Origin of the sequence: Candidatus Endomicrobium procryptotermitis (assembly GCA_031279415.1) — a bacterium.
In the GTDB taxonomy this organism is placed as follows: Bacteria; Elusimicrobiota; Endomicrobiia; order Endomicrobiales; family Endomicrobiaceae; genus Endomicrobium_B; species Endomicrobium_B procryptotermitis.
Map to the genome: position 1 here is coordinate 1 of JAITIP010000025.1, position 20,129 is coordinate 20,129.

General features: G+C 34.8%; 14 protein-coding genes. 4 read left to right on the plus strand and 10 right to left on the minus strand.

Going from position 1 to position 20,129, the window contains the following annotated elements:
* Positions 1 to 189: 189 nt before the first annotated feature.
* The 10 genes from LBD46_04970 to mnmE form a co-directional block, all read right to left on the minus strand.
* Entirely contained in the window at positions 190 to 600 is a 411-nt protein-coding gene (locus tag LBD46_04970; GenBank protein MDR2426514.1) for a hypothetical protein, read from the minus strand.
* A 19-nt stretch (positions 601 to 619) separates the two neighbouring features.
* The gene (gene gyrB, locus LBD46_04975) at positions 620 to 3,091 is read right to left on the minus strand and encodes a DNA topoisomerase (ATP-hydrolyzing) subunit B (protein MDR2426515.1); all 2,472 of its coding nucleotides are present in this window, start codon (positions 3,089 to 3,091) and stop codon (positions 620 to 622) included.
* A 92-nt stretch (positions 3,092 to 3,183) separates the two neighbouring features.
* Entirely contained in the window at positions 3,184 to 3,456 is a 273-nt protein-coding gene (locus tag LBD46_04980; GenBank protein MDR2426516.1) for a DUF721 domain-containing protein, read from the minus strand.
* 6 nt (positions 3,457 to 3,462) lie between these two features.
* Entirely contained in the window at positions 3,463 to 4,587 is a 1,125-nt protein-coding gene (gene dnaN / locus LBD46_04985; GenBank protein ID MDR2426517.1) for a DNA polymerase III subunit beta, read from the minus strand.
* Between the two features lie 239 nt (positions 4,588 to 4,826).
* Positions 4,827 to 5,678, minus strand: coding sequence for a toxin-antitoxin system YwqK family antitoxin (locus LBD46_04990; GenBank protein MDR2426518.1), 852 nt, complete (start codon positions 5,676 to 5,678; stop codon positions 4,827 to 4,829).
* A gap of 10 nt (positions 5,679 to 5,688) precedes the next feature.
* Entirely contained in the window at positions 5,689 to 7,044 is a 1,356-nt protein-coding gene (gene dnaA / locus LBD46_04995; GenBank protein MDR2426519.1) for a chromosomal replication initiator protein DnaA, read from the minus strand.
* Positions 7,045 to 7,132: 88 nt separating this feature from the next.
* Complete coding sequence (gene rsmA, locus LBD46_05000) at positions 7,133 to 7,909, minus strand: 16S rRNA (adenine(1518)-N(6)/adenine(1519)-N(6))-dimethyltransferase RsmA (GenBank protein ID MDR2426520.1); 777 nt, start codon at positions 7,907 to 7,909, stop codon at positions 7,133 to 7,135.
* Positions 7,910 to 7,992: 83 nt separating this feature from the next.
* Positions 7,993 to 9,351, minus strand: coding sequence for a restriction endonuclease subunit S (locus tag LBD46_05005; GenBank protein ID MDR2426521.1), 1,359 nt, complete (start codon positions 9,349 to 9,351; stop codon positions 7,993 to 7,995).
* Positions 9,338 to 11,554 carry an N-6 DNA methylase gene (locus LBD46_05010; GenBank protein MDR2426522.1) on the minus strand — a complete coding sequence of 739 codons (2,217 nt, stop codon included), beginning with the start codon at positions 11,552 to 11,554 and terminating at the stop codon, positions 9,338 to 9,340. Before LBD46_05010 ends, LBD46_05005 begins: the two co-directional genes overlap by 14 nt.
* 85 nt (positions 11,555 to 11,639) lie before the next feature.
* A complete protein-coding gene (mnmE, locus tag LBD46_05015) occupies positions 11,640 to 13,016 on the minus strand; it encodes a tRNA uridine-5-carboxymethylaminomethyl(34) synthesis GTPase MnmE (GenBank protein ID MDR2426523.1) in 1,377 nt (458 codons plus the stop codon).
* Between the two features lie 131 nt (positions 13,017 to 13,147).
* Here mnmE and LBD46_05020 point away from each other — a divergent pair, with 131 nt between their 5' ends.
* The 4 genes from LBD46_05020 (at position 13,148) to LBD46_05035 (ending at position 20,126) form a co-directional block, all read left to right on the plus strand.
* Entirely contained in the window at positions 13,148 to 13,789 is a 642-nt protein-coding gene (locus tag LBD46_05020) for a porin family protein (GenBank protein ID MDR2426524.1), read from the plus strand.
* A 146-nt stretch (positions 13,790 to 13,935) separates the two neighbouring features.
* Positions 13,936 to 18,171: an acyl-CoA dehydratase activase-related protein gene (locus LBD46_05025; protein ID MDR2426525.1), complete on the plus strand. Its 4,236-nt coding sequence runs from the start codon at positions 13,936 to 13,938 to the stop codon at positions 18,169 to 18,171.
* Positions 18,172 to 18,206: 35 nt separating this feature from the next.
* Positions 18,207 to 18,662 (plus strand): hypothetical protein, encoded by a 456-nt coding sequence (locus LBD46_05030; protein ID MDR2426526.1) that lies wholly within the window; start codon positions 18,207 to 18,209, stop codon positions 18,660 to 18,662.
* 147 nt (positions 18,663 to 18,809) lie between these two features.
* Positions 18,810 to 20,126 carry a Fic family protein gene (locus LBD46_05035; protein ID MDR2426527.1) on the plus strand — a complete coding sequence of 439 codons (1,317 nt, stop codon included), beginning with the start codon at positions 18,810 to 18,812 and terminating at the stop codon, positions 20,124 to 20,126.
* Positions 20,127 to 20,129: the final 3 nt, after the last annotated feature.

A 20,129-nucleotide genomic window follows, 5' to 3' on the forward strand; every position in this document is an offset into this window, starting at 1 on the left:
ATTTCATTATCTTTTCCCATCTTTGTGCTTCCTCTTCAATCTTTTATATCTTTACGACCAATTAAAACACGGTTTATAACATAAAATCTCTTTCTTAAATCCTTATTTGATTTTTCAAACAGCAATAAAATTTTTTGTTCTTATAATCTGCATTTCATTTTCATTTTTTGTATTTAATGACGGCATTTTTTATTTATAATCTGCCGGAACATATTTGAAGGTGGCAACTTCTTTTCCGGATTTGTCATGATAGGAATATATAAAGGTAACTTTTTTCCTTCTATATGGTTCCAACGAAGGACTATTTTTTACCGCCGCCAGCAACGTGCGGCCCGCCGATTCTTTAAAATTTTCAATATCTATTTCTTCGCTTACAGCATCTATAAGCGTATTGTTATACTGTATTTTTTTGCCTGGAAGTGTAGTTATGCTATCTATCCTTATCTGAGAGTCTATCATCTGAGGCAAATCTTTATTTGCCTCAGCCGCTATTTGACTGAGCGTATTATCGACGCTTTTATCGCTTTCTCCGCAGACTGTTAATATGGTAATCGAAAAAACTAAAAAAATCGACATAAGCATCGTTTTTTTACAATTCATTTTTGCCTCCGCGATTTTTTTAAATATCAAGATTTCTTACGTCCAAAGCATGCGTTTGTATAAATGCTCTTCTGGGTTCGACCTGATCTCCCATCAATGTCGTAAAGATTTGGTCAGTTTCGACGGCATCTTCAAGTGTAACTTGTAAAAGTTTTCTGTTGGCTTTATCCATAGTAGTTTCCCACAGTTGTTCGGGGTTCATTTCTCCAAGCCCTTTATATCTCTGTATTGAAGCTCCTTTATTGCCCAGCTCTCTTATTACTGTAAGCAGTTCCGCAGTAGAATGAAGTTCATACACATCGCCTTGTATTTTTTTTTGCGCATCCTGAAGCCTGTAAACCGGTTTCGTATGCGTTTCGCCGTAATGTTCAAGATGAAGACCTTCAGCTGCAATTTGATCGGCAAGCTTGTCTATACGCGGAAGTTCCCATAAATCTTTATATTCCGGCATGACGTCTTCAAGCTGCATATTTTCCGTAACAGCGGCAAATTCTCCTTGCGAAGCAAGAAGTTCTCTTCTTTTTTCAAGAAGCTGCTCTTTAAACTCTTTCCATTCTTTGTCGGAGTAAATGTATTTGACCTGCCCCTCTTTAACAACTCTGTACACAGGAAGTCTTCTGTCTTGCCTGAATTTAAGGTATTCTTTCCAATCGACGCCTTTTTTGCGAATTTTTTTCATAAGAACGTCAAGTTCGCTCAATGACGCTGCTATCTGTTTTAACTTTTTTTCATCCACGACTTTTGTTTCTTTTCCTTCCTGCATAAGCGCCATTTCTATGCCGTCAAGCGCCTGCTGAAACAAAAATTTATCTAAAGCTTCTTCAGAATCCAGATATATTTCTTTTTTATTCTTTTTGACTTTATACAGAGGAGGCTGCGCTATATAAATGTACCCTTTTTCCAGCAGCTGCGGCATCTGCCTGTAAAAAAAAGTTAAAAGAAGCGTTCTGATATGTGCGCCGTCAACATCGGCATCCGTCATAATAATAATTTTATGATAGCGGACTTTATCTATATTGAAATCTTGTTCTTCTCTGCCGATACCCGCGCCTATAGCCGTTATAAGAGTTTTTATTTCGTCATTTGCAAGAATTTTAGTGAGCCTTGCTTTTTCGACATTTAAAATTTTACCTTTCAGCGGCAGTATCGCCTGAAACATTCTGTCTCTTCCTTGTTTTGCCGAACCGCCCGCAGAATCTCCCTCAACTATAAACAGTTCGGTTTTATGCGGATCCCTTTCCGAACAGTCGGCAAGTTTTCCGGGAAGCGATGCGCTGTCAAGAGCACCTTTTCTTCTGGTCATTTCTCTGGCTTTTCTTGCGGCTTCGCGCGCTTCTGCGGCATTGATTGCCTTTTCAAGAATCTGCTTTGCTATTCCGGGATTTTCTTCAAGAAAAATCGTCAGCGCCTCCCCGACAACAGATTGAGTTATACCTTCAACTTCTCCGTTGCCAAGTTTGGTTTTCGTCTGCCCTTCAAACTGGGGATTCGGCACTTTTACTGAAATAACGGCCGTCAATCCTTCGCGGATGTCTTCACCGGAAAGTTTTAAATCTTTGGTTTTTGAAATTTCATTCTTTTTAATATATTCGTTTACAACCCTTGTAAGTGCAGAACGAAAACCAGACAAATGCGTTCCACCTTCAATAGTGTTGATGTTGTTTACAAAAGAAAAAATTTGTTCATTATAGGAATCGTTATACTGCATTGCCGTTTCAACAGTTACATTGTCTTTTTCTTTTGAAAAATATATCGGATCTTTGTTTATAACATTTTTATTGGTATTCAAATACTGGACAAAAGTTTTTATTCCGCCGTCATAGTCAAAAATATGTTCTTTGTCATCTCTCTCATCGGCAATTCTTATATGCGTGCCGGCATTTAAAAAAGCAAGCTCTCTTAAACGGTTTGTAAGCGTATCAAAAGAATATACGATTGCGGAAAATATTTCTGGATCTGGATGAAAAGTAACTTTCGTTCCTCTTTCATCGCTTTTTCCACTTTCTTTTACCGGCCCCAGCGGTTTACCTTTTGAATAATTTTGTTTATAGATTGTTCCGTTGCGGTAAACTTCAATTTCAAGCAAATCGCTTAAAGCGTTTACACAGGAAACGCCCACTCCGTGCAGACCACCGGAAACTTTATATGAGTTTTTATCAAATTTTCCGCCGGCATGAAGTTTTGTCATAACTATTTCCAAAGCTGAAACGCCTTTATATTTTGGATCCGGATGAGGGTCAATAGGAATTCCGCGGCCGTCATCCAAAACGGTTATCGAATTGTCCGTATGTATAACTACATCTATATTTTTACAATATCCAGCAAGAACTTCATCTATGGAATTGTCAACTACTTCGTAAACCAGATGATGCAGCCCCTGCGTGCCCGTTGAGCCAATATACATCGCAGGTCTTTTGCGTACTGCTTCCAACCCCTCAAGAATGGTAATGTTAGACGCATCATAAGTGTCTTTCTTTAATTCTTCCGACATGTAAACTCCTCAGGCTTTGCTTAACTCAAGAGACAAAGCTTCTTTTTTATTATTTTTATTTTTTAAATTTTATCCACACACTTGTTTTTTCATTATTTTATTTTCATTTTTATGTTTTTCAATTTTTTGCCGCTTAAATATTGGTTGAGTTTTTTTAATATTTCTTTTTTACGTATCATTATTTCGTTTATTGCCGCAGTCGAAGACGTCTCGGCATAGATAATTCCATTTTTGTATCCGCTTATTTCAATACCTTCAATTCCAAGCTCTTTTTCCCATACTTTTGCAACAACAAAAAAATCTTCGTCTAAACCAAGATCTTTTTTTATGACTCCAATTATTTTGGAAACTTCTGTAAAAGGCATCGATGTTTACACTCTCATGGGCATTACGACGCAGATATAATTTTTATCCTGTTCCGGAATAAGCGTGGCGGGATTTAGGGCGTTCATAAACTCAAAATTTGTAAAATCTTCATCAATATTTTGTAAAACTTCTTTTATGAAATTCGGATTGAAATTTATTTCAATGGGTTCACCTTTATAGTCGATATCAACTTCAACTTCTCCAGAACCAAGTCCTGCGGTCGAAGCCGAAATTCTTAATACGTTCATGCCAAGATAAAATTTTACTGCGGCGGTTCTGTCTGAAGAAAGCTTATCGTTAGTAAGCAAAGCCATTTGTTTTACAGCGCTTAAAGTGTCTTTTACGCTTAATTTTATTTTCGATTCAGCCTTCTTGGGAATCACTTGTTCGTAATTAGGAAAAATACCCTCTATTAAAGTCGAAAGAAATATTATGCCGCCTATTTCCACGGCGCATTGGTTTTCTGTAATACCAATTTTTACGTTTTCGATTTTAACGTCTGCAGCAGATATTAATCTCAAAATATCGGTTACGGCCTTTGTGGGTATTATCACTTTACTTTTTATTTTTATATCTAAACCATCGGTCATAATATAAGCAAGTCTTCTGCCATCGGTTGCCACCATTTTTAAAGCGTTTTCTTCAATTACAAAATAAACTCCGTTTAACACGTATCTCTGTGAATCTTTTGATACGGCAAAAACGGTTTTTCTAAGCATTGAAGCAAAAATATCTTTCTTGATGGTAAAGTTATTTTCTTTGGGAAATTCAGGTATAACTGGATATTCTGATTTTGAAATTCCCATAAGCGTAAATCTTGATTTGCCAGATTTTATATTTATCTGATTGGTCTCATCAGCTTGTATTTCTATATCATCATCTGATGAAAGTTCTTTTATTATGTCGGCAAACCTTTTTGCGGGAACAGTTATGCCGCCTTCCTGAATTATTTCGCCTTTAATATGACATTTTACGGCTATTTCAAGGTCAGTGGATGAAAGTTTTATTTTATCGACTTCGGTTTCAAGCAAAAAATTTGACAATACAGGTAAAGTGCTTTTTGAAGATACCACCGGCAGCACTGTTAGAACTCCTTTTATAAGTTCGTCTTTTCCACAATTTATTTTCATCTACTTCCTCCCTTTTTTTTAAAAAAACATAGTTGTTGTTATAGTTGACAGTATAATGTTTATAATATTTATTTATGATAAAAAACTTATAATTATCAATATAAATTTTCAAAAAGTTAATTATAACAAATACGTTAACAAATCAAAAAAGTTATCAACACAATTATCAAAATTTCCAAATATTCAATATTATACCATTTTTATATGAGTTATACAGATATTATACATGATTTAATTTTCTATTTTAAATCTTTGTAAAATACAAAAAAATCCGTTTTATTTGTATATGTTTCAACGGATAAATTTCGGTAACATTTATTGATCTGCGATTTTCTTAAAACTTTTTTTTTGCCTGACTCGTTAACAAAATAACCCTTGATTATATTGCCGTCTCTGCATGTAAGATCTATAAAATAACCACTGCCTTTTTCAAAAATTATGGCTTTCCCGTTAAGAAGGTTATTTTTTAAGTCTGCCTTAGATGCTATTTCCCCGCTTTTGAAATAAGTTTTTAACTCTCCTTCGGCTTTCCCGTTAATAAATTTTGTTTCCGAAGCTATTTTCCCATTTTTATGATAATGTACGGACTTGCCGTGTACTAATCCGTTTGAATAAGTGGTCTTACTTTCAATTTTTCCATTTTTATCATAAACTATTTCAAGGCCATCAAGTTTGTTGTCTCTATAATTCGCTTTGGATTTTAATCGTCCGTTAAAATAGTATTTTTTTGCCGTTCCCTGCGCGACTCCCCGATTGAAATTAAATTCATATTCAAGAACCCCGTCTTTATTATAAATTTTTACTTTCCCATCGGGATTTCCTTTGTAACACGGCATGGTATAATGAAGAGTTCCATCGGGATAATAGCCTATTAAGGTGCCATAAGCTTTCCCGTTAATGAAGAACCCGGACATTTCGTGCTGTCCGTCTGAATAAAACTTGTCCGCAATGCCGCTGTATGGTTTTGAATTTTTTTTTGCCGTTATGAATACGCTGCTGCTGAAAAAAATTTCTTTTGATAAAGGATGTTTCTCGGCATGTAAAAAAGCCGTAAAAAAAATAATACATAAAAACGAAAAAATTTTTTTCAAAAAAATTCCTTTATTCTTCGGCAAGCCTTATCTTTTTGATAATCTGATTAAGTTTTGCATTGAAATATGGGTCGGAATTCATTTTTTCTTTTATTTTATTACAGGCATGCATTACCGTAGTATGATCTCTTCCGCCGAAAGCATCGCCTATATCGTTTGTGGAAAATTCGTCGGTCATCGTACGCGCTAAATACATGGCTATCTGCCTTGGAAAAGCGATTGCGTCGGTTCTGCGTTTAGATTTCATGTCTCTCAAATCTATATTGAACTCATTTGCCACCACTTTTTTAATATTTTCTATTGTAATTTTCATCTCGGCAGAACCAACGATGATATCTTTTAATATTTTTTCTACCGAATCAACAGTAAGAGGTGTGCCTGTGAAAGCTGAAAAAGCCGTTATGCGAAGCAGCGAACCTTCAAGTTCTCTAATGTTGGATTTTACATGCGTGGCAATGTACAAAATAACATCATCGGGAACATATAATTTTTCATCTTCCGCTTTTTTGCGCAAAATTGCAATTCTTGTTTCCAAATCCGGCGGCTGAATGTCAGCTATAACACCCCATTCAAAGCGGGAAATAAGCCTTTCTTCGACTTTTTCAAGTTCTTTTGGCGGCCTGTCCGAAGAAATAACAACCTGTTTTCTTGAATCGTAAAGAGAATTGAATATATAGAAAAATTCTTCCTGAGAACTTTCTTTTCCCACCAAAAACTGTATATCATCTATCAAAAGACAGTCCAAACTTCTGTATTTGCTTTTAAATGATGTCATTTTATCAAATCTCAGCGATTCAATAAATTCCGTTGTAAACTTTTCAGCGGTAGTATAAAGCATGCGCAACCGGGGATTTGACTGCTTTATATAATTTCCTATAGCATGCAGCAAATGTGTTTTCCCTAAACCCACGCCGCCGTAAATAAAAAGAGGATTAAATTGTTTTCCGGGATTTTTTGCAACCGACTCCGAACATCCGTGTGCAAATCTGTTGGAAGACCCAATGACAAAACGGTTAAATACATATTTCGTGTTGATTTGATCTTTTTGTGAAATCGCAGCGGAAATATCCGCCGGTGCAGGAGTTTTTTCAACTTTTGCCAAAATTGGTGTTAAATCCAGCTGAGGTTTTAATTCAAGAATAATTTGTTGTCCAGTTTGTTCTGACAAAGTTTTTTCGATATTTTTTTGCTGATGAGTTTCAATCCATTGCGAAAAATAAACATTTGGCACTGCAACGGTAAAAATATTATTTTCTAAAGAAAGCGGTTTTAGCGGTGCAATCCATAAATTGTAAGCTTCTTGAGAGACTAAAAGGTTAATGTTATCCACAACCTTTTTCCATAAATCAGATATTGAATTATTCATATTTTCCCCAACCTTATCCACATATGTGGATAAAGATATAAACCGAACGATTTTTTATAAAAAAGGTAGTATTTTAAAAATTGATTTATTATTGCAAAATTATATATTTTTTGATTTCAGTAGTCAAGCAAAAAAAATCCGAAATAGAAAATTTATCAGGCCTTAAAAACGAATCGAAATTACATGTTGTTAAGATTTTTTTTGCTTGGTTTTTTTCTAAATTTTTAAATGAAGAAAGAGCATTTAAAATTGTTTTTCTGCGCATTGAAAAAGCGTGTTTTATAAATTCAAAAAAAAGCGGTTCGGGCTTTTGCAGATTTTTGTTTGTGAGTTTTATAACAGAAGAGATTACTTTTGGCGGAGGGTTAAAACATTTCGGAGAAACGTCAAATAAAATTTCAGCATCCGCATAATATTGTGTAAAAATCGAAATATATCCATAATCGCTTGTGCCTTGTTTTGCGGCAAGCCTGTTTACTGTTTCTTTTTGCAGCATAAAAATGCAGGAAGTCCAATTTTTTAAAGGAAGAATTTTTTGAATGATTGCCGTTCCAACATTATACGGTAGATTTGATATAAACTTTAAAATTTTATCAGGAATTTCGTATTTCAAAAAGTCTGCATTTATAAGCTCGATATTTTGCGCATTATGGAAATTAAAATAATGGCGCAGCACTGCAAGAAGATTTGCATCTATTTCAACGGCAGTCAAATGTTTCACTTGCGTCTGTATGATTTTTGTAAGAATTCCTTTTCCCGGTCCAATTTCAATGACTTCATCTGAAAAATTAAATTGAGCTGCCCGCACAATATTATTTGCGATATTTTTATCAATTAAAAAATTCTGCCCATGTTTTTGACGCATGTTTTTCCTTTGCTGTAAATTTACACTATTTTTTATAAAATCTAATTTTAATAATTCCGAAAGGATATGAATGTTAGGTTTTATTATATTTTCTTTTTTCCAAGAATAATGAATTCAACTTCTTTTTTAGCGTTTTCAAGTATTTCCTGAGCTTCTTCCTGCAATTTCTTTGCTTCATTCCTTATTTTTTGTATGTTTGAAGAAAGTTCTTTTTGTTTTTCCATGGGAGGAATGGGGATTTGGATGTTTTTCAAATCTTTTGCATATACATGAGGCTGTCCGGCACCTTGTTGTAAATGATATATTTCTTTTTGTTTTAGTTTTAATATTTCATATAAAAATATTGTAGATATGCATTGTTCATCTCTAGAATATATAACAGTACAATCGGAAGCAAAAATAGGATTGGAGTGATACCAGACATATCCTGCATATGCACCAGAGGCACTAATGGTAATAACATTACCGCCGTAATTATAAGTATTATGAGAATACGGGCTTACTTGTCCACCAGCTACTACAGGATACATCCCTTCAATAATTTTATCAGAAGTTATACTCTCTCCCTTAGTAAGGTGTGCAAGACTATTTAAGTTATAATTTTTGAATTTTCCGCCATCAATTTTAAAATTTATATTAAAAACAGCAAAAGAATCCCATCTCTTTCCTGATATTTCACTAAAATTAGTAATAAAAATTCTATTTTTTAAACTGTTATTAAATTTTGGCAATGTTATACCTAATTCTTTAAGCAGATAATCAGCAATATTTGCTGACAGAGCCTTTGCCTGCGCTTCTTTTTCTTTTTTTTGAGTATAAGCATTATTCATCACATCTATTACTGCTTCATTGTAAACTATAGGAATACTAAAAAGCGCTTTATAATCTAGTGCCGGCCTCGTCCCTCCTGCTGCTCTTCTTAATGCGAGTTTTTGTCCTATGTTTGAGTTTAAAAAAGCAGCTAAAAATTCACTAATTTTTCTGTTTGCTGTTTTAATAACTACAGAGTGTTGATTTGTGTTTCCTTGAAAATTTTTTGGAGCTACAGCAGCACTGGCTATTCTGCCGGTAATCGTCACAATTAAATTATCTTCATGAACTTGACTTCTCTTTAACATAGTTGAGTGAGTGTTTTTATTAATATAAATACAATCCTGCAAAACTAGTTCTCCACCAATAATATTTTGAACTCTCAAAAATGGAACTCCATCGGATCTGTTTGTGTAATATGATTCACTTTCAGATTTATTTGGAGTTGCTCCACTTGATATATCTGAAATATAGTCATGAAATGTTTTAAAAGAAATTGTATTTAGCTGCTTTTCAAGCTTCACAAATTCAGGTTTGTAATAATAAGGGTCTAATCTCCCCGCCAACTCTGAAAAGCGTGTTATAAAAATTTTATCTGAATTGATATTATTTGACAGTTTATATTCTTCCATTTTCAACCGCTTCGATGAATTTTTTAAGCTCCTGTCCTATAATATCAAGTTCGTTAGCAGTCGTTTTTCTTCCTGCGGCATCATAGCCTATCTCTTCGGCTATTGCCATAAATATAGGATAGTCGGCAAGTGTTTTGGCTTTTTCCTTCTGGTATAAATCGTTTAACTCTTCTTTTACATCATTGATTTGTTGAATGCGGCTTTCATTGATTTCTATTTTCCATGCCTTAAATTCTTCAGTTTTTTCTATATCTTTTTTATTTGTTTTTCCTGTTTTATTTTCAAAACCTTTATGCTCTTTTAAAACTTCTTTTTTTTCATTGTTGAGAGATTCGATTTTTTCTAAATACTTATTTTTCAGCTTTATCTTTGCCTGTAATGCTGTCTTTTGCTGCTCTATAGTATCCGTTTCCTCTTTTGTCCATTTTCTTAAAAATAAAACAGAACTCTTAACACCGGCGCCTGTAGAAGCAAAAGCGGTTTGCGGCATTGAGACAACTGCAATAATCCTAAACCAGTCTTCTATAAGGTTTCGCACATATTGCAAGCTGCTGTTTGTAAGAATCCCATCAGGGATTACGATACCCAAATAACCGCCTTCTTTTAAAAATTTATGAGACTGCTCAATAAACAAAACTTCAGTGCTTTGGTTTTGTCTTTCAAGTTTTTCTTCATTTTCAGCTTTAAGCGCAAGCCAGTATTCTTCTTTTTTACCTAATTTATATTCTTTTAAGTATGCTCTTTCTGTAAGTCTTACTATGCTGCCAAAAGGCGGATTTGTAACTATAAAATCAAAATTATTATATTTAAAACCTTTATTTCCGCTTATTTCTTCAAGTTTTTTAGGAGAAAGCAATCCGTCCGCACTTATTACATTGGTGTGACCGTCATCGTGTATTATCATATTCATTTTTGCGGCACGGGAAATCTGTTCGTTTATTTCAATTCCGAAAAGGTTTTTTTCAGCAAAAACATGCCAGTATTTGTAATGTTTTTTACTTTCAGAAATGTCTGTTTTAAACTCAGGATACAATTTATTTGCCGCTTTGCGGACTTTATCCAGACAATAGAGTAAGAAACCGCCGCTTCCACATGAAGTGTCCAGTACTTTTGAATCGTTTGTAATAGGAAGAACATCAGTAATAAACTTTACTATAGGACGCGGCGTAAAATACTGCCCAAAATTACCGCGAAAAAAAGAGTCCATAAAAGTTTCAAAAGCGCGGCCTTTCGCATCAAGGTCTGTCTCACCTAAATTAACGCTTTCAAGATAACCTACTACAGTTCGAATTTTCTCAGGTGAAAGCCTTATATTATCACGAAAAACCTCAGGATCTTTTTTGCGCCCTTCTTCATAAAGACAAAATATCCTTTTAGCCAATAATTCATTTTCTTTATTTCTTATTGCTTGTTCAAGCTCTTTTTCACTTAATTTTTTATAACTTTTTATTTCTTCTTTATCAGCCGTAATTATTTGGAAATCATAAGGCGTTCCAGCGGCTCTGCCTTTACGTTCATCCCATATTTTACAGAAAATAAGCTTATCAAGTTCATCAAAAGCTTCAGAAGGATTTAGTTGTCCTCCTCCCCAAAGAGCATCATGCGCCTGCTTAAATCTCTTTGTAAGTTCATCCTGCGAAATAATGGACAAATCTTCAAATTGTTGGGATCCTTCTCCGTGTTTCATTTTCGCAGCATTATAAACATATTTGTAGTTTGTCAGTTTTTTTACTCCGGACTGCGGAATATCCGGTTGAGTTATACGGGATTGTTTTTGTTTGTCAACCTTAAAATATTCATTACGTATTCTGGAAGTTATCCATATATATTTAATATCATTAGGCAGGGCAAATGCATAGCTGTAAGCTTGCTTAATGGCTGCCTGAAATTCAAGTTCTGTGATTTCTTGATGCTTGCATTCGACTAAAATATATGGCTGCATGCATTCGTCGTCATTATAAACAACGATGTCTGCTTCTTTAGTTAGAGTTCCCATTTTTACCGGAACATATAATTTAATACGTTGAGGCTTATAATGATATTTAAAAATCAGTTTTAAATAAGATTCTGCTTGTATTGCTTCTTCAGGATTTGTGAAGAGTCGTTTTTTGTTGTTTTGAAAAATATATGTAATAAATCTCCTTTCTTTTTCATCGTCAAAAGAGATTAAACCTTTTTTTAACCCTTCAGCAATTAAATCCATGTAAGCTCCATATTTATTTTATGATATAGTGGCGGCAAAGCAGTATTTTATTTCTATTGCTTTATAATTATTATTAAATCAAATATCATTTCCCGATACAAAAGTTTTTGAAAATAGTATCCAGAATATCGTGTGGTGTATTTATTCCCAAAATGTCTTCAAGGGCTGTTACGGCATTTCTAATTTCAAAACAGGCAATTTCATCTTCGCCGTTTGAATCCACAATTTTTTTAGCTTTTTCAATGCTGTTTTGCACTTCAGTTAAAAGAGCGAAATACCTTGAATTTATAAGCAAATATTCATTATTTAAATCCGAAATTCCGGCATAGCTTGCAATAGTATCCATAATTGCCGCAATGCCTAAACCAGATATAGTTGAAACATTTAAAAATATATTAAAATTTCCTAAATCTCTTATATCTTTTTCATTAATTTTAGTGGGCAGGTCGCACTTATTAAGTACACCTATTATATATGAGTTTAAACATAATGTGTTCAAATATTGTGCAATTATAATATCATTTTTATCCAATTCTAAAGAAGAATCAAAAGTCCATATCAAAATATCGGATTTATTTGCTGCTTCTTTTGACCGTTCCTGACCTAAAACTTCAATAGAACTGTTTGTATGACTTCTTAAACCCGCAGTATCTATTATTGTAAGCGGTATGCCGCGGCAATCTATGGTTTCTTCAATTGTATCGGTTGTAGTTCCTGCAATTTCAGTTACTATGGCGCGGTTTTTACCTAAAATTGCATTAAGAAGTGAAGATTTACCGGAATTAGGTTTTCCTATAATGGCGGCTTTTAACCCCTTTTGAAGAGTTTTGCTTATTTTATAGCTGTCAAGCAGCTTTTTATTTTCATTTATTGCCGAAACTATCATTTCTTGTTTCTGTTCGGTATTCATAAATGGAATATCGTCTTCTGGATAATCTAAAGAAGCTTCAAGATAAGCGAGCAAATCTATAATAGAATCTTTAATTTTTATGACTTTATTTGAAAATTCGCCCGCAACATTATTTAAAGCCGCTTTTGCGGCAATTTCAGTTTTACTTGTTATTAAAGCGCAAACCGCTTCTGCTTCAGCAAGATCTTTTTTCCCATTTATAAAAGCTCTATAAGTAAACTCTCCAGGCGCAGCTGCCCGCACGCCATTTTTGTATAAAATATTTAAAATTTTGTTGATTATTACAGGATTGCCGTGTACGGATATTTCGACCAGATTTTCGCCCGTATAAGTTGCAGGCGCTTTAAAAAAAGTGCAAAGCGTTTCATCGACTTTATCATTTCCGTCAAAAATATATCCATGCTTTACCTGCTTTTCAAAATTAGAAGAAGGATGAAAAAGTTTTTGTACGATTTCAAAACTTTGATTTCCGCTAACACGTATTACGGCGATTGCTGATTGCCCTGCGGCTGTCGAAAGCGCAGTTATGGTATCTTCGCTTAAATATTTCATGATTGTTAATTATATAAAAAAAATGTGAATGGCAGAAGCCTGAAAAGTGAAAATTTTGGTCAATGCCGGCCATCTTGACTGCTTGCCTAAAATGGAATTTTAATGTATCTTTTATTAAAAGGAGGTATACAATGATTAAAAAAGGATTATTGGCATTTTCGCTGTTGTTTTTGTTTTCGGCAGCCGCCTTTTCAGATACGGCAAGACCGTATATAGGTTTTAAAGGCGCTGTTTCTTTTATTGAATCAAACTTCGATTTAGGATATTATTATGATTACCATCGCAGGCATTATTATAACAATTATTATTACGAAGACAGATATTATGATAAAAGTACCGACACAGTTTTTGCCGGTTCGGCGGCTTTAGGCGTGAAAGTCCTAAAATATACGAGATTTGAGGTTGAATATACGCACAGAACAGAAGCAAAACAAAGTTACAGGTGGTTTCCAGATATTAAACAAGAATTTGATTCGTTTATGGCAAACGTTTTTTTCGATCTTGACATGACTCCCTCATTTGTTCCGTATATGGGATTCGGGCTGGGGCTGACACATGTCGAAGATAAAATTTTTTATACGGGAACAAAAAAACAAAAATCTGACGACTGTTTTTCCGCAAGCATCGATTTTGGAATATCGTTTGTTCTTACAAAACATTTAAACTTAGATGTCGGATGCAGAGTAATATATTTAGGCGCCTCTGACATCGAATATGAAGATTATTATATGTATGCGGTAGATTTATATTCTGGTCTGAGATTGACAATTTAATAAAAGCTTCTAATCTTCTAAATTCCCGCCGTTACTAAGCCGCTGTTTTTCTAATTGTCTGCAAGGACTGCTGTCTGTTAAGACTGCTGTCTGTCAAGGCTTTTTTGATATAATAACTTTTATATGAATAAATGAGGGGTAAAAAAGTGCCAAAAGAATCACAAGAAATATTTAAATCAGGTCTTGATATAGGTTCGACAACAGTAAAACTGTCGGTTCTCAATGAAAAAAACGAGCAGGTTTATCATAATTATAAAAGACATCAGCTTGATCTTTTAAATACCGTCTTAAGTCTTATAGATGAAACGCCGAAAGAATTGTGGGCTGCAAAAATGACAATCTGTGCCACGGGTTCAGGAGCAATTGCGTTATCGCAAAAAGCAAAAATAGGTTTTGAACAAGAAGTTATTGCCTGTAGTAAAGCCATAAAAACTTTTTTGCCGAAAACTGACGTTGCTATAGAGCTTGGCGGTGAAGACGCCAAAATAACTTTTTTTGATGCATCTTCAATAGACCAGAGAATGAACGAAACCTGTGCAGGCGGCACAGGAGCGTTTATCGACCAAATGGCACAGGCTTTAAAAACGGACGCTTTTGGAATCAATGAACTTGCAAAAAATCATAAAACTATTTATCCGATAGCGGCGCGCTGCGGCGTTTTTGCAAAAACTGACATAATGCCGCTGCTCAACGAAGGAGCGGCAAAAGAAGATATTGCAGCAAGCATTTTACAGGCTGTTGTAAACCAGACTATCGGAGGACTAGCAAGGGGAAGAACTATAAGCGGAAACGTCTGTTTTCTTGGCGGGCCGCTTTTCTTTTTGTCTGAACTTAGAAAAATTTTCATAAAATCTCTTAAGCTTGCCCCTGAAAACGTATTGTTTCCGGACAATGCGCATTTTTTTGTTTCTTTTGGAGCGGCATTATTGAGCGGCGGTGAAGAAATTACGCTTTCCGAACTCAGAACAAAATTTGAAAGTCTAAAAGACCAGACTTTACATCAAAGTTCAGACTTAATTTCTCCTTTATTTAAAAATGAGGCTGAATTTGAAGCCTTTATAAAAAGACATGCTAAAACCGCGGCAAAAAGACAAAATCTTCAACAATATAAAAATGATTTGTTTTTAGGCGTTGATGCTGGTTCTACAACAACAAAAGCCGTTCTGCTTACAAACAATAAAGAAATAGCTTATTCGCATTACGGTTCAAACAATGGTAATCCGCTGCAATCAGCAGCAGATATTCTCAAAGATATTTATTCCAAACTTCCCGAAGGCGCGTATATTGCCAGTTCTTGTGTTACAGGTTACGGCGAAGCGCTGATTAAAGCCGCTCTTGGCTTTGATGAAGGTGTGGTTGAAACAATAGCGCATTATAAAGCTGCACATCATTTTAATCCGCAGGTTTCTTTTATTCTTGACATCGGTGGGCAGGACATGAAATGCATATATGTTAAAAACGGGCTGATAGATAAAATAGTTTTAAACGAAGCTTGTTCTTCCGGCTGCGGTTCGTTTATACAGAATTTTGCCGAATCTTTAAATTACAGCATTGAAAATTTTGCAAAACTGGCACTGTTTTCCAAAAAGCCTGTTGATTTAGGGTCAAGATGCACGGTTTTTATGAACTCAAAAATTAAGCAGGCGCAGAAAGAAGGAGCTGCCGCTGGAGACATTTCCGCCGGACTTGATTATTCGGTTATAAAAAACGCTCTATATAAAGTTATTAAAATTTCAAATCCACAGGAACTCGGCGGTAATATCGTCGTGCAGGGTGGAACGTTTTTTAATAACGGCGTTTTGCGGGCTGCAGAAGTTCTTTTAAACACCGAGGTTACGCGGCCAGACATCGCCGGTCTTATGGGCGCGTTTGGAGCGGGAATCATAGCGATGCAAAATAAAAAATCTTCAACATCTATTATAAATAAAGAAATGCTTAAAAAATTCAGCTGTAAAATGAGAAACACACGCTGTAAAGGCTGCGAAAACAGATGTTTGTTAAATATCAGCGTTTTTCCTGATGGAAAGACGTTCATATCGGGGAACAGATGCGAAAACTTTCTTCAGAATAAAAAAGTGCAAAACTTTGAGTTCAATATGTTTGATTACAAATATAATCGACTTTTTGATTTTTATAAACCGCTTCCAGCGGAGAAAGCATTGCGCGGCGAAATCGGCATACCGCGTGTTTTGAACATGTATGAAAATTATCCGTTCTGGTTTGCGTTTTTTACGAAACTGGGTTTTAGGGTAGTACTTTCGGATCCTTCATCAAACGCTCTGTTCAACGAAGGGTTAAAAAGCATACCTTCACAAACTGTTTGTTTCCCCGCAAAAATAGTGCACGGGCATATAGAAAATCTCGTGGGTAAAGGTGTAAAAACAATTTTTTATCCGTGTATCCCTTTTGAAGTAAAAGAGTTTAAAGATGCGGACAACCATTATAATTGTCCGGTTGTGGGAAGCTATCCTGAAGTAGTACGTTTAAATATGGGAATTCTCGAAGAAAAAAATGTAAAATTTTTGCAGCCTTTTCTTCCTTTTGACAATATAAAAAGATTGATTTACAGGCTGGCGGAAGAGTTAAAAGATTTTAAAATATTGAAAAAAGAGCTGATTTTTGCCGTTCTTCGTGGCAGGGCGGCATTAAATTTGTTTAAAAAAGATATAAGGCAGCAAGGCGCAAGACTTATAAAAGAAATTAAAGAAACAGGAAAACCGGCGGTAATTCTGGCTGGCAGACCTTATCATATTGACCCGGCGATAAATCACGGCGTGGCTGATTTAATCGCTTCTCACGGAATGATAGTTTTAAGCGAAGATTCTGTCGCACATTTGTCGGGCGTTTTGCCCAGAATCAATTTTGTAGATCAATGGATGTATCATTCGCGTTTATACCGCGCTGCAAATCTGGTCACAAAAATTGACAGTATTGAACTTATACAGCTCAATTCTTTTGGCTGCGGTTTGGATGCGATTACTACAGAACAAGTTGAAGAAATTCTTTCGAAATCTGGAAAAATATATACAGTTTTAAAAATTGACGAAGGCTCAAATCTCGGAGCGGTAAAAATAAGAATCCGTTCTCTTCTTGCTGCGATAAAAGAAAGAAAAGGCTTAAAATTCGGTGATAATATTTTTGAAGGCACAAAATTTGCAGAATTTACCAAAGACATGAAAGATTCATATACCATACTTGCGCCGCAGATGTCGCCGATACATTTTCGTCTTGCTGGCGCTGTAATGCGTGGACACGGTATAAAAATTGAAATTCTGCCAAAAGTCAACAAAGCCGACATTGAAGAAGGACTGCGTTATGTAAACAATGACGCATGTTATCCTACCATAGTAGTAGTTGGCCAGCTTATAAATGCTTTAAAGTCCGGCAAATACGATATAAACAAAACCGCGATGATAATTTCCCAGACAGGAGGCGGATGCCGCGCGACAAATTATGCGGCTTTTTTAAGAAAAGCGGCTGAAAAAGCGGGTTTTAAAAATGTTCCAGTTATTTCTCTAAGTACCACAAATCAGGATTTAAATAAACAGTTAGGCGTAACTTTAGGAATGCTTAAAGATGCTCTTTTGGTTTTACTTTACGGTGATTTGCTTATGAGACTTTCAAACCGCATGCGGCCTTATGAAGTTTATGCTGGACAAACTGGCGCTCTTGTTGAAACTTGGCTTATGCGTCTGTCAGATAGGATAAAAAAAACGTATTATTTCGAATTTAAAAAAACCGTCAAAAAAATAGTAAAAGATTTTGACGCTATACCAATAAAAAAAATCAAAAAACCGCGCGTTGGAGTTGTCGGCGAAATTCTTGTAAAATTCCATCCAGACGCGAATAATAATCTCGTTTCGGTTCTTGAAAAAGAGGGTGCAGAAGCGATCGTGCCGGACATGACGGACTTTATAAATTATTGTATTCTTGACGATGTTTACAAACACAAATATCTTGCCGGCAGTTTTAAAAACAGGGCGATTTCATGGCTTGCAAGCGGATATATTGAAAGGCTTCGTTCGATTATACGAAAGTCGCTCAGAAAAAGCAGACATTTCGAATCGTATCATACTACAAAAGAGCTTGCTTCGAAAGCTTCCGAAATAATTTCGGTCTGCAATCAAACCGGCGAAGGCTGGCTTTTAACTGCAGAAATGCTTGAACTTATAGAAGACGGCGTAAACAACATAGTCTGCGTACAGCCTTTTGGCTGTCTGCCCAACCATATTACAGGAAAGGGTGTAATGAAAGAACTTAAAAAAAGATATGCCGACATCAATATTTCCGCTGTTGACTACGATCCCGGCGCAAGCGAAGTAAATCAGATAAACAGAATAAAACTCATGATGTCTGTAGCCCATCAACAAAATGACAGCTGACAGAATTTGCTGTTTAATTTCCACAGGATTTTAATGTGAATAAAACTGCATGGCATGTTTTAATAACTGCTGCCATAGCCGAAATAATAATGTTTTGTTCTCTTATCTTGAGGCATATGTTTAATGTGGAAAATGCCGCAAAAGGATATTTGTACATTTTTGTATTAATATTTTTTTATTTGTCGATTTTAAGAATAGTTAAATCTTATAATACAGCACTTACCATTTCCCTGACTGCCGCTGGTTTTTTGGCGTTTAAATTTATCTATTCAATAATCAACCCGGCAGCGATTGCAAGCTTTTTATTTTGCGAAATATCTTTTTTTACTTATACATTTACCACGGCCAAAGGACTGAAACATAATCAGGATAAACATTTCATAATTTTGTCTCTATTACTGTATGTCTGCGCCATATATTTTTCCCCGTATGCGATAATTTTGCCATTTTTTATTTATGCTTATAAGAAAGCGAGAAAGGCTGAAGAATAGAGGATTAAAGATTGGAAGCTTCTGACATTCTTCCTTTTTACTAATTATAAAAAATTTGTAAATAAATTAAAATTCATTGAAATTTCATTTATTTTAAATTAATATTATTCTAAATTACTAAAAATAAATTTTGTAGGAGGGGTTGCTATGCAGTTACCTGAAAAAGTGAATTTTAACTGGCAGTCTGTTCTTCAAAAAGCGTTACTTGACAATACCATAAATATTCATGAGATAGCTGCAGAAAACAGCGAAATAGCCGCAGAGCTTAAAAATGCAAATGATTCTTACGAATATTGGGATAAAGCAAAATATACTGTTCTGCCGGAAAATATATCTCCAGAACTATTTTGGTCAATATTAAAGTTCAAGCGCTGCGGACTGTATGCGGAAAAAATAAAACTCGGCTTAAACATTTTTAAATATCTGATAAATCCAGAAATTTTAAGAAAAATGGCATTTGTACAAACGTTTAACGCGAATATGAATCTTTCGCTTGATGAAGAAAATGAATATTTTGCAAATACGAAAATGGAAGAAGCGATAGCGTCAAGCAAACTCGAAGGAGCAGATGTCGTAAGAGAAACGGCTAAAGAAATGTTACGCGCAAATATTCCCGCGGCAAATGAAAGCGAACAAACGGTAATTTGCAGTTATAAAGCATTGAATTTTATTGAAAAACATGCCGATGAGAAACTTTCCGTAAATTTCATAAAAAAGATTTATTCCATAGTAATGAACTTAAACGATACGGAAGTTTTCAGAAAAGACACACAGAATGTGCGGGTTGCAGATATAAGAGATAACGAAGTTTTGTATAAGCCGCCGCAAGCCACAGATATTGAAATGCTGTTGAATTCGCTTTGTGATTATGCAAATATGCAAACCGATGCAGACGATATAATAAAAGCCGCAATAATACATTTTTTATTTATTTATATACATCCTTTTAATGCAGGAAACGGAAAGATGGCAAGAATTTTGTTTTATTGGTATGCGTTCAAAAACGGCTTAAACGCATTTAAATATCTTACCATTTCTAAAGTTTTGCGTATGATGCCTACACAATATGCTAAAGCTTTTTTGTATGTCGGAATCGATGAAAAAGATATCACATATTTCATCAATTTTACCCTTGACGTTTGTTTTGAAGCGATAAATAATTTCAAAAATTTTTTGGAAAAAAAGAATGCCGCGGATTGTACAAATGTTTTAATAAACGCAGAAATAAAACTCAATATAAGACATCAAAGCATTATCAGAGAACTGTCCGAAAACCAAAATGCCAGAAATATTGAGTATTTTAAAAATAAGCTTGGCATCGTATATGAAACCGCCAGAAAAGATTTAATGTACCTTGCAAAAAAAGGTTTTCTTACAAAAAGAAAAAAAGGGAAAGAATTTATATATTCTTTAAGAAAAAAATTGCTAAAAAAGCTGCAAAAAACACAAAATCCAAACAGTTAAACT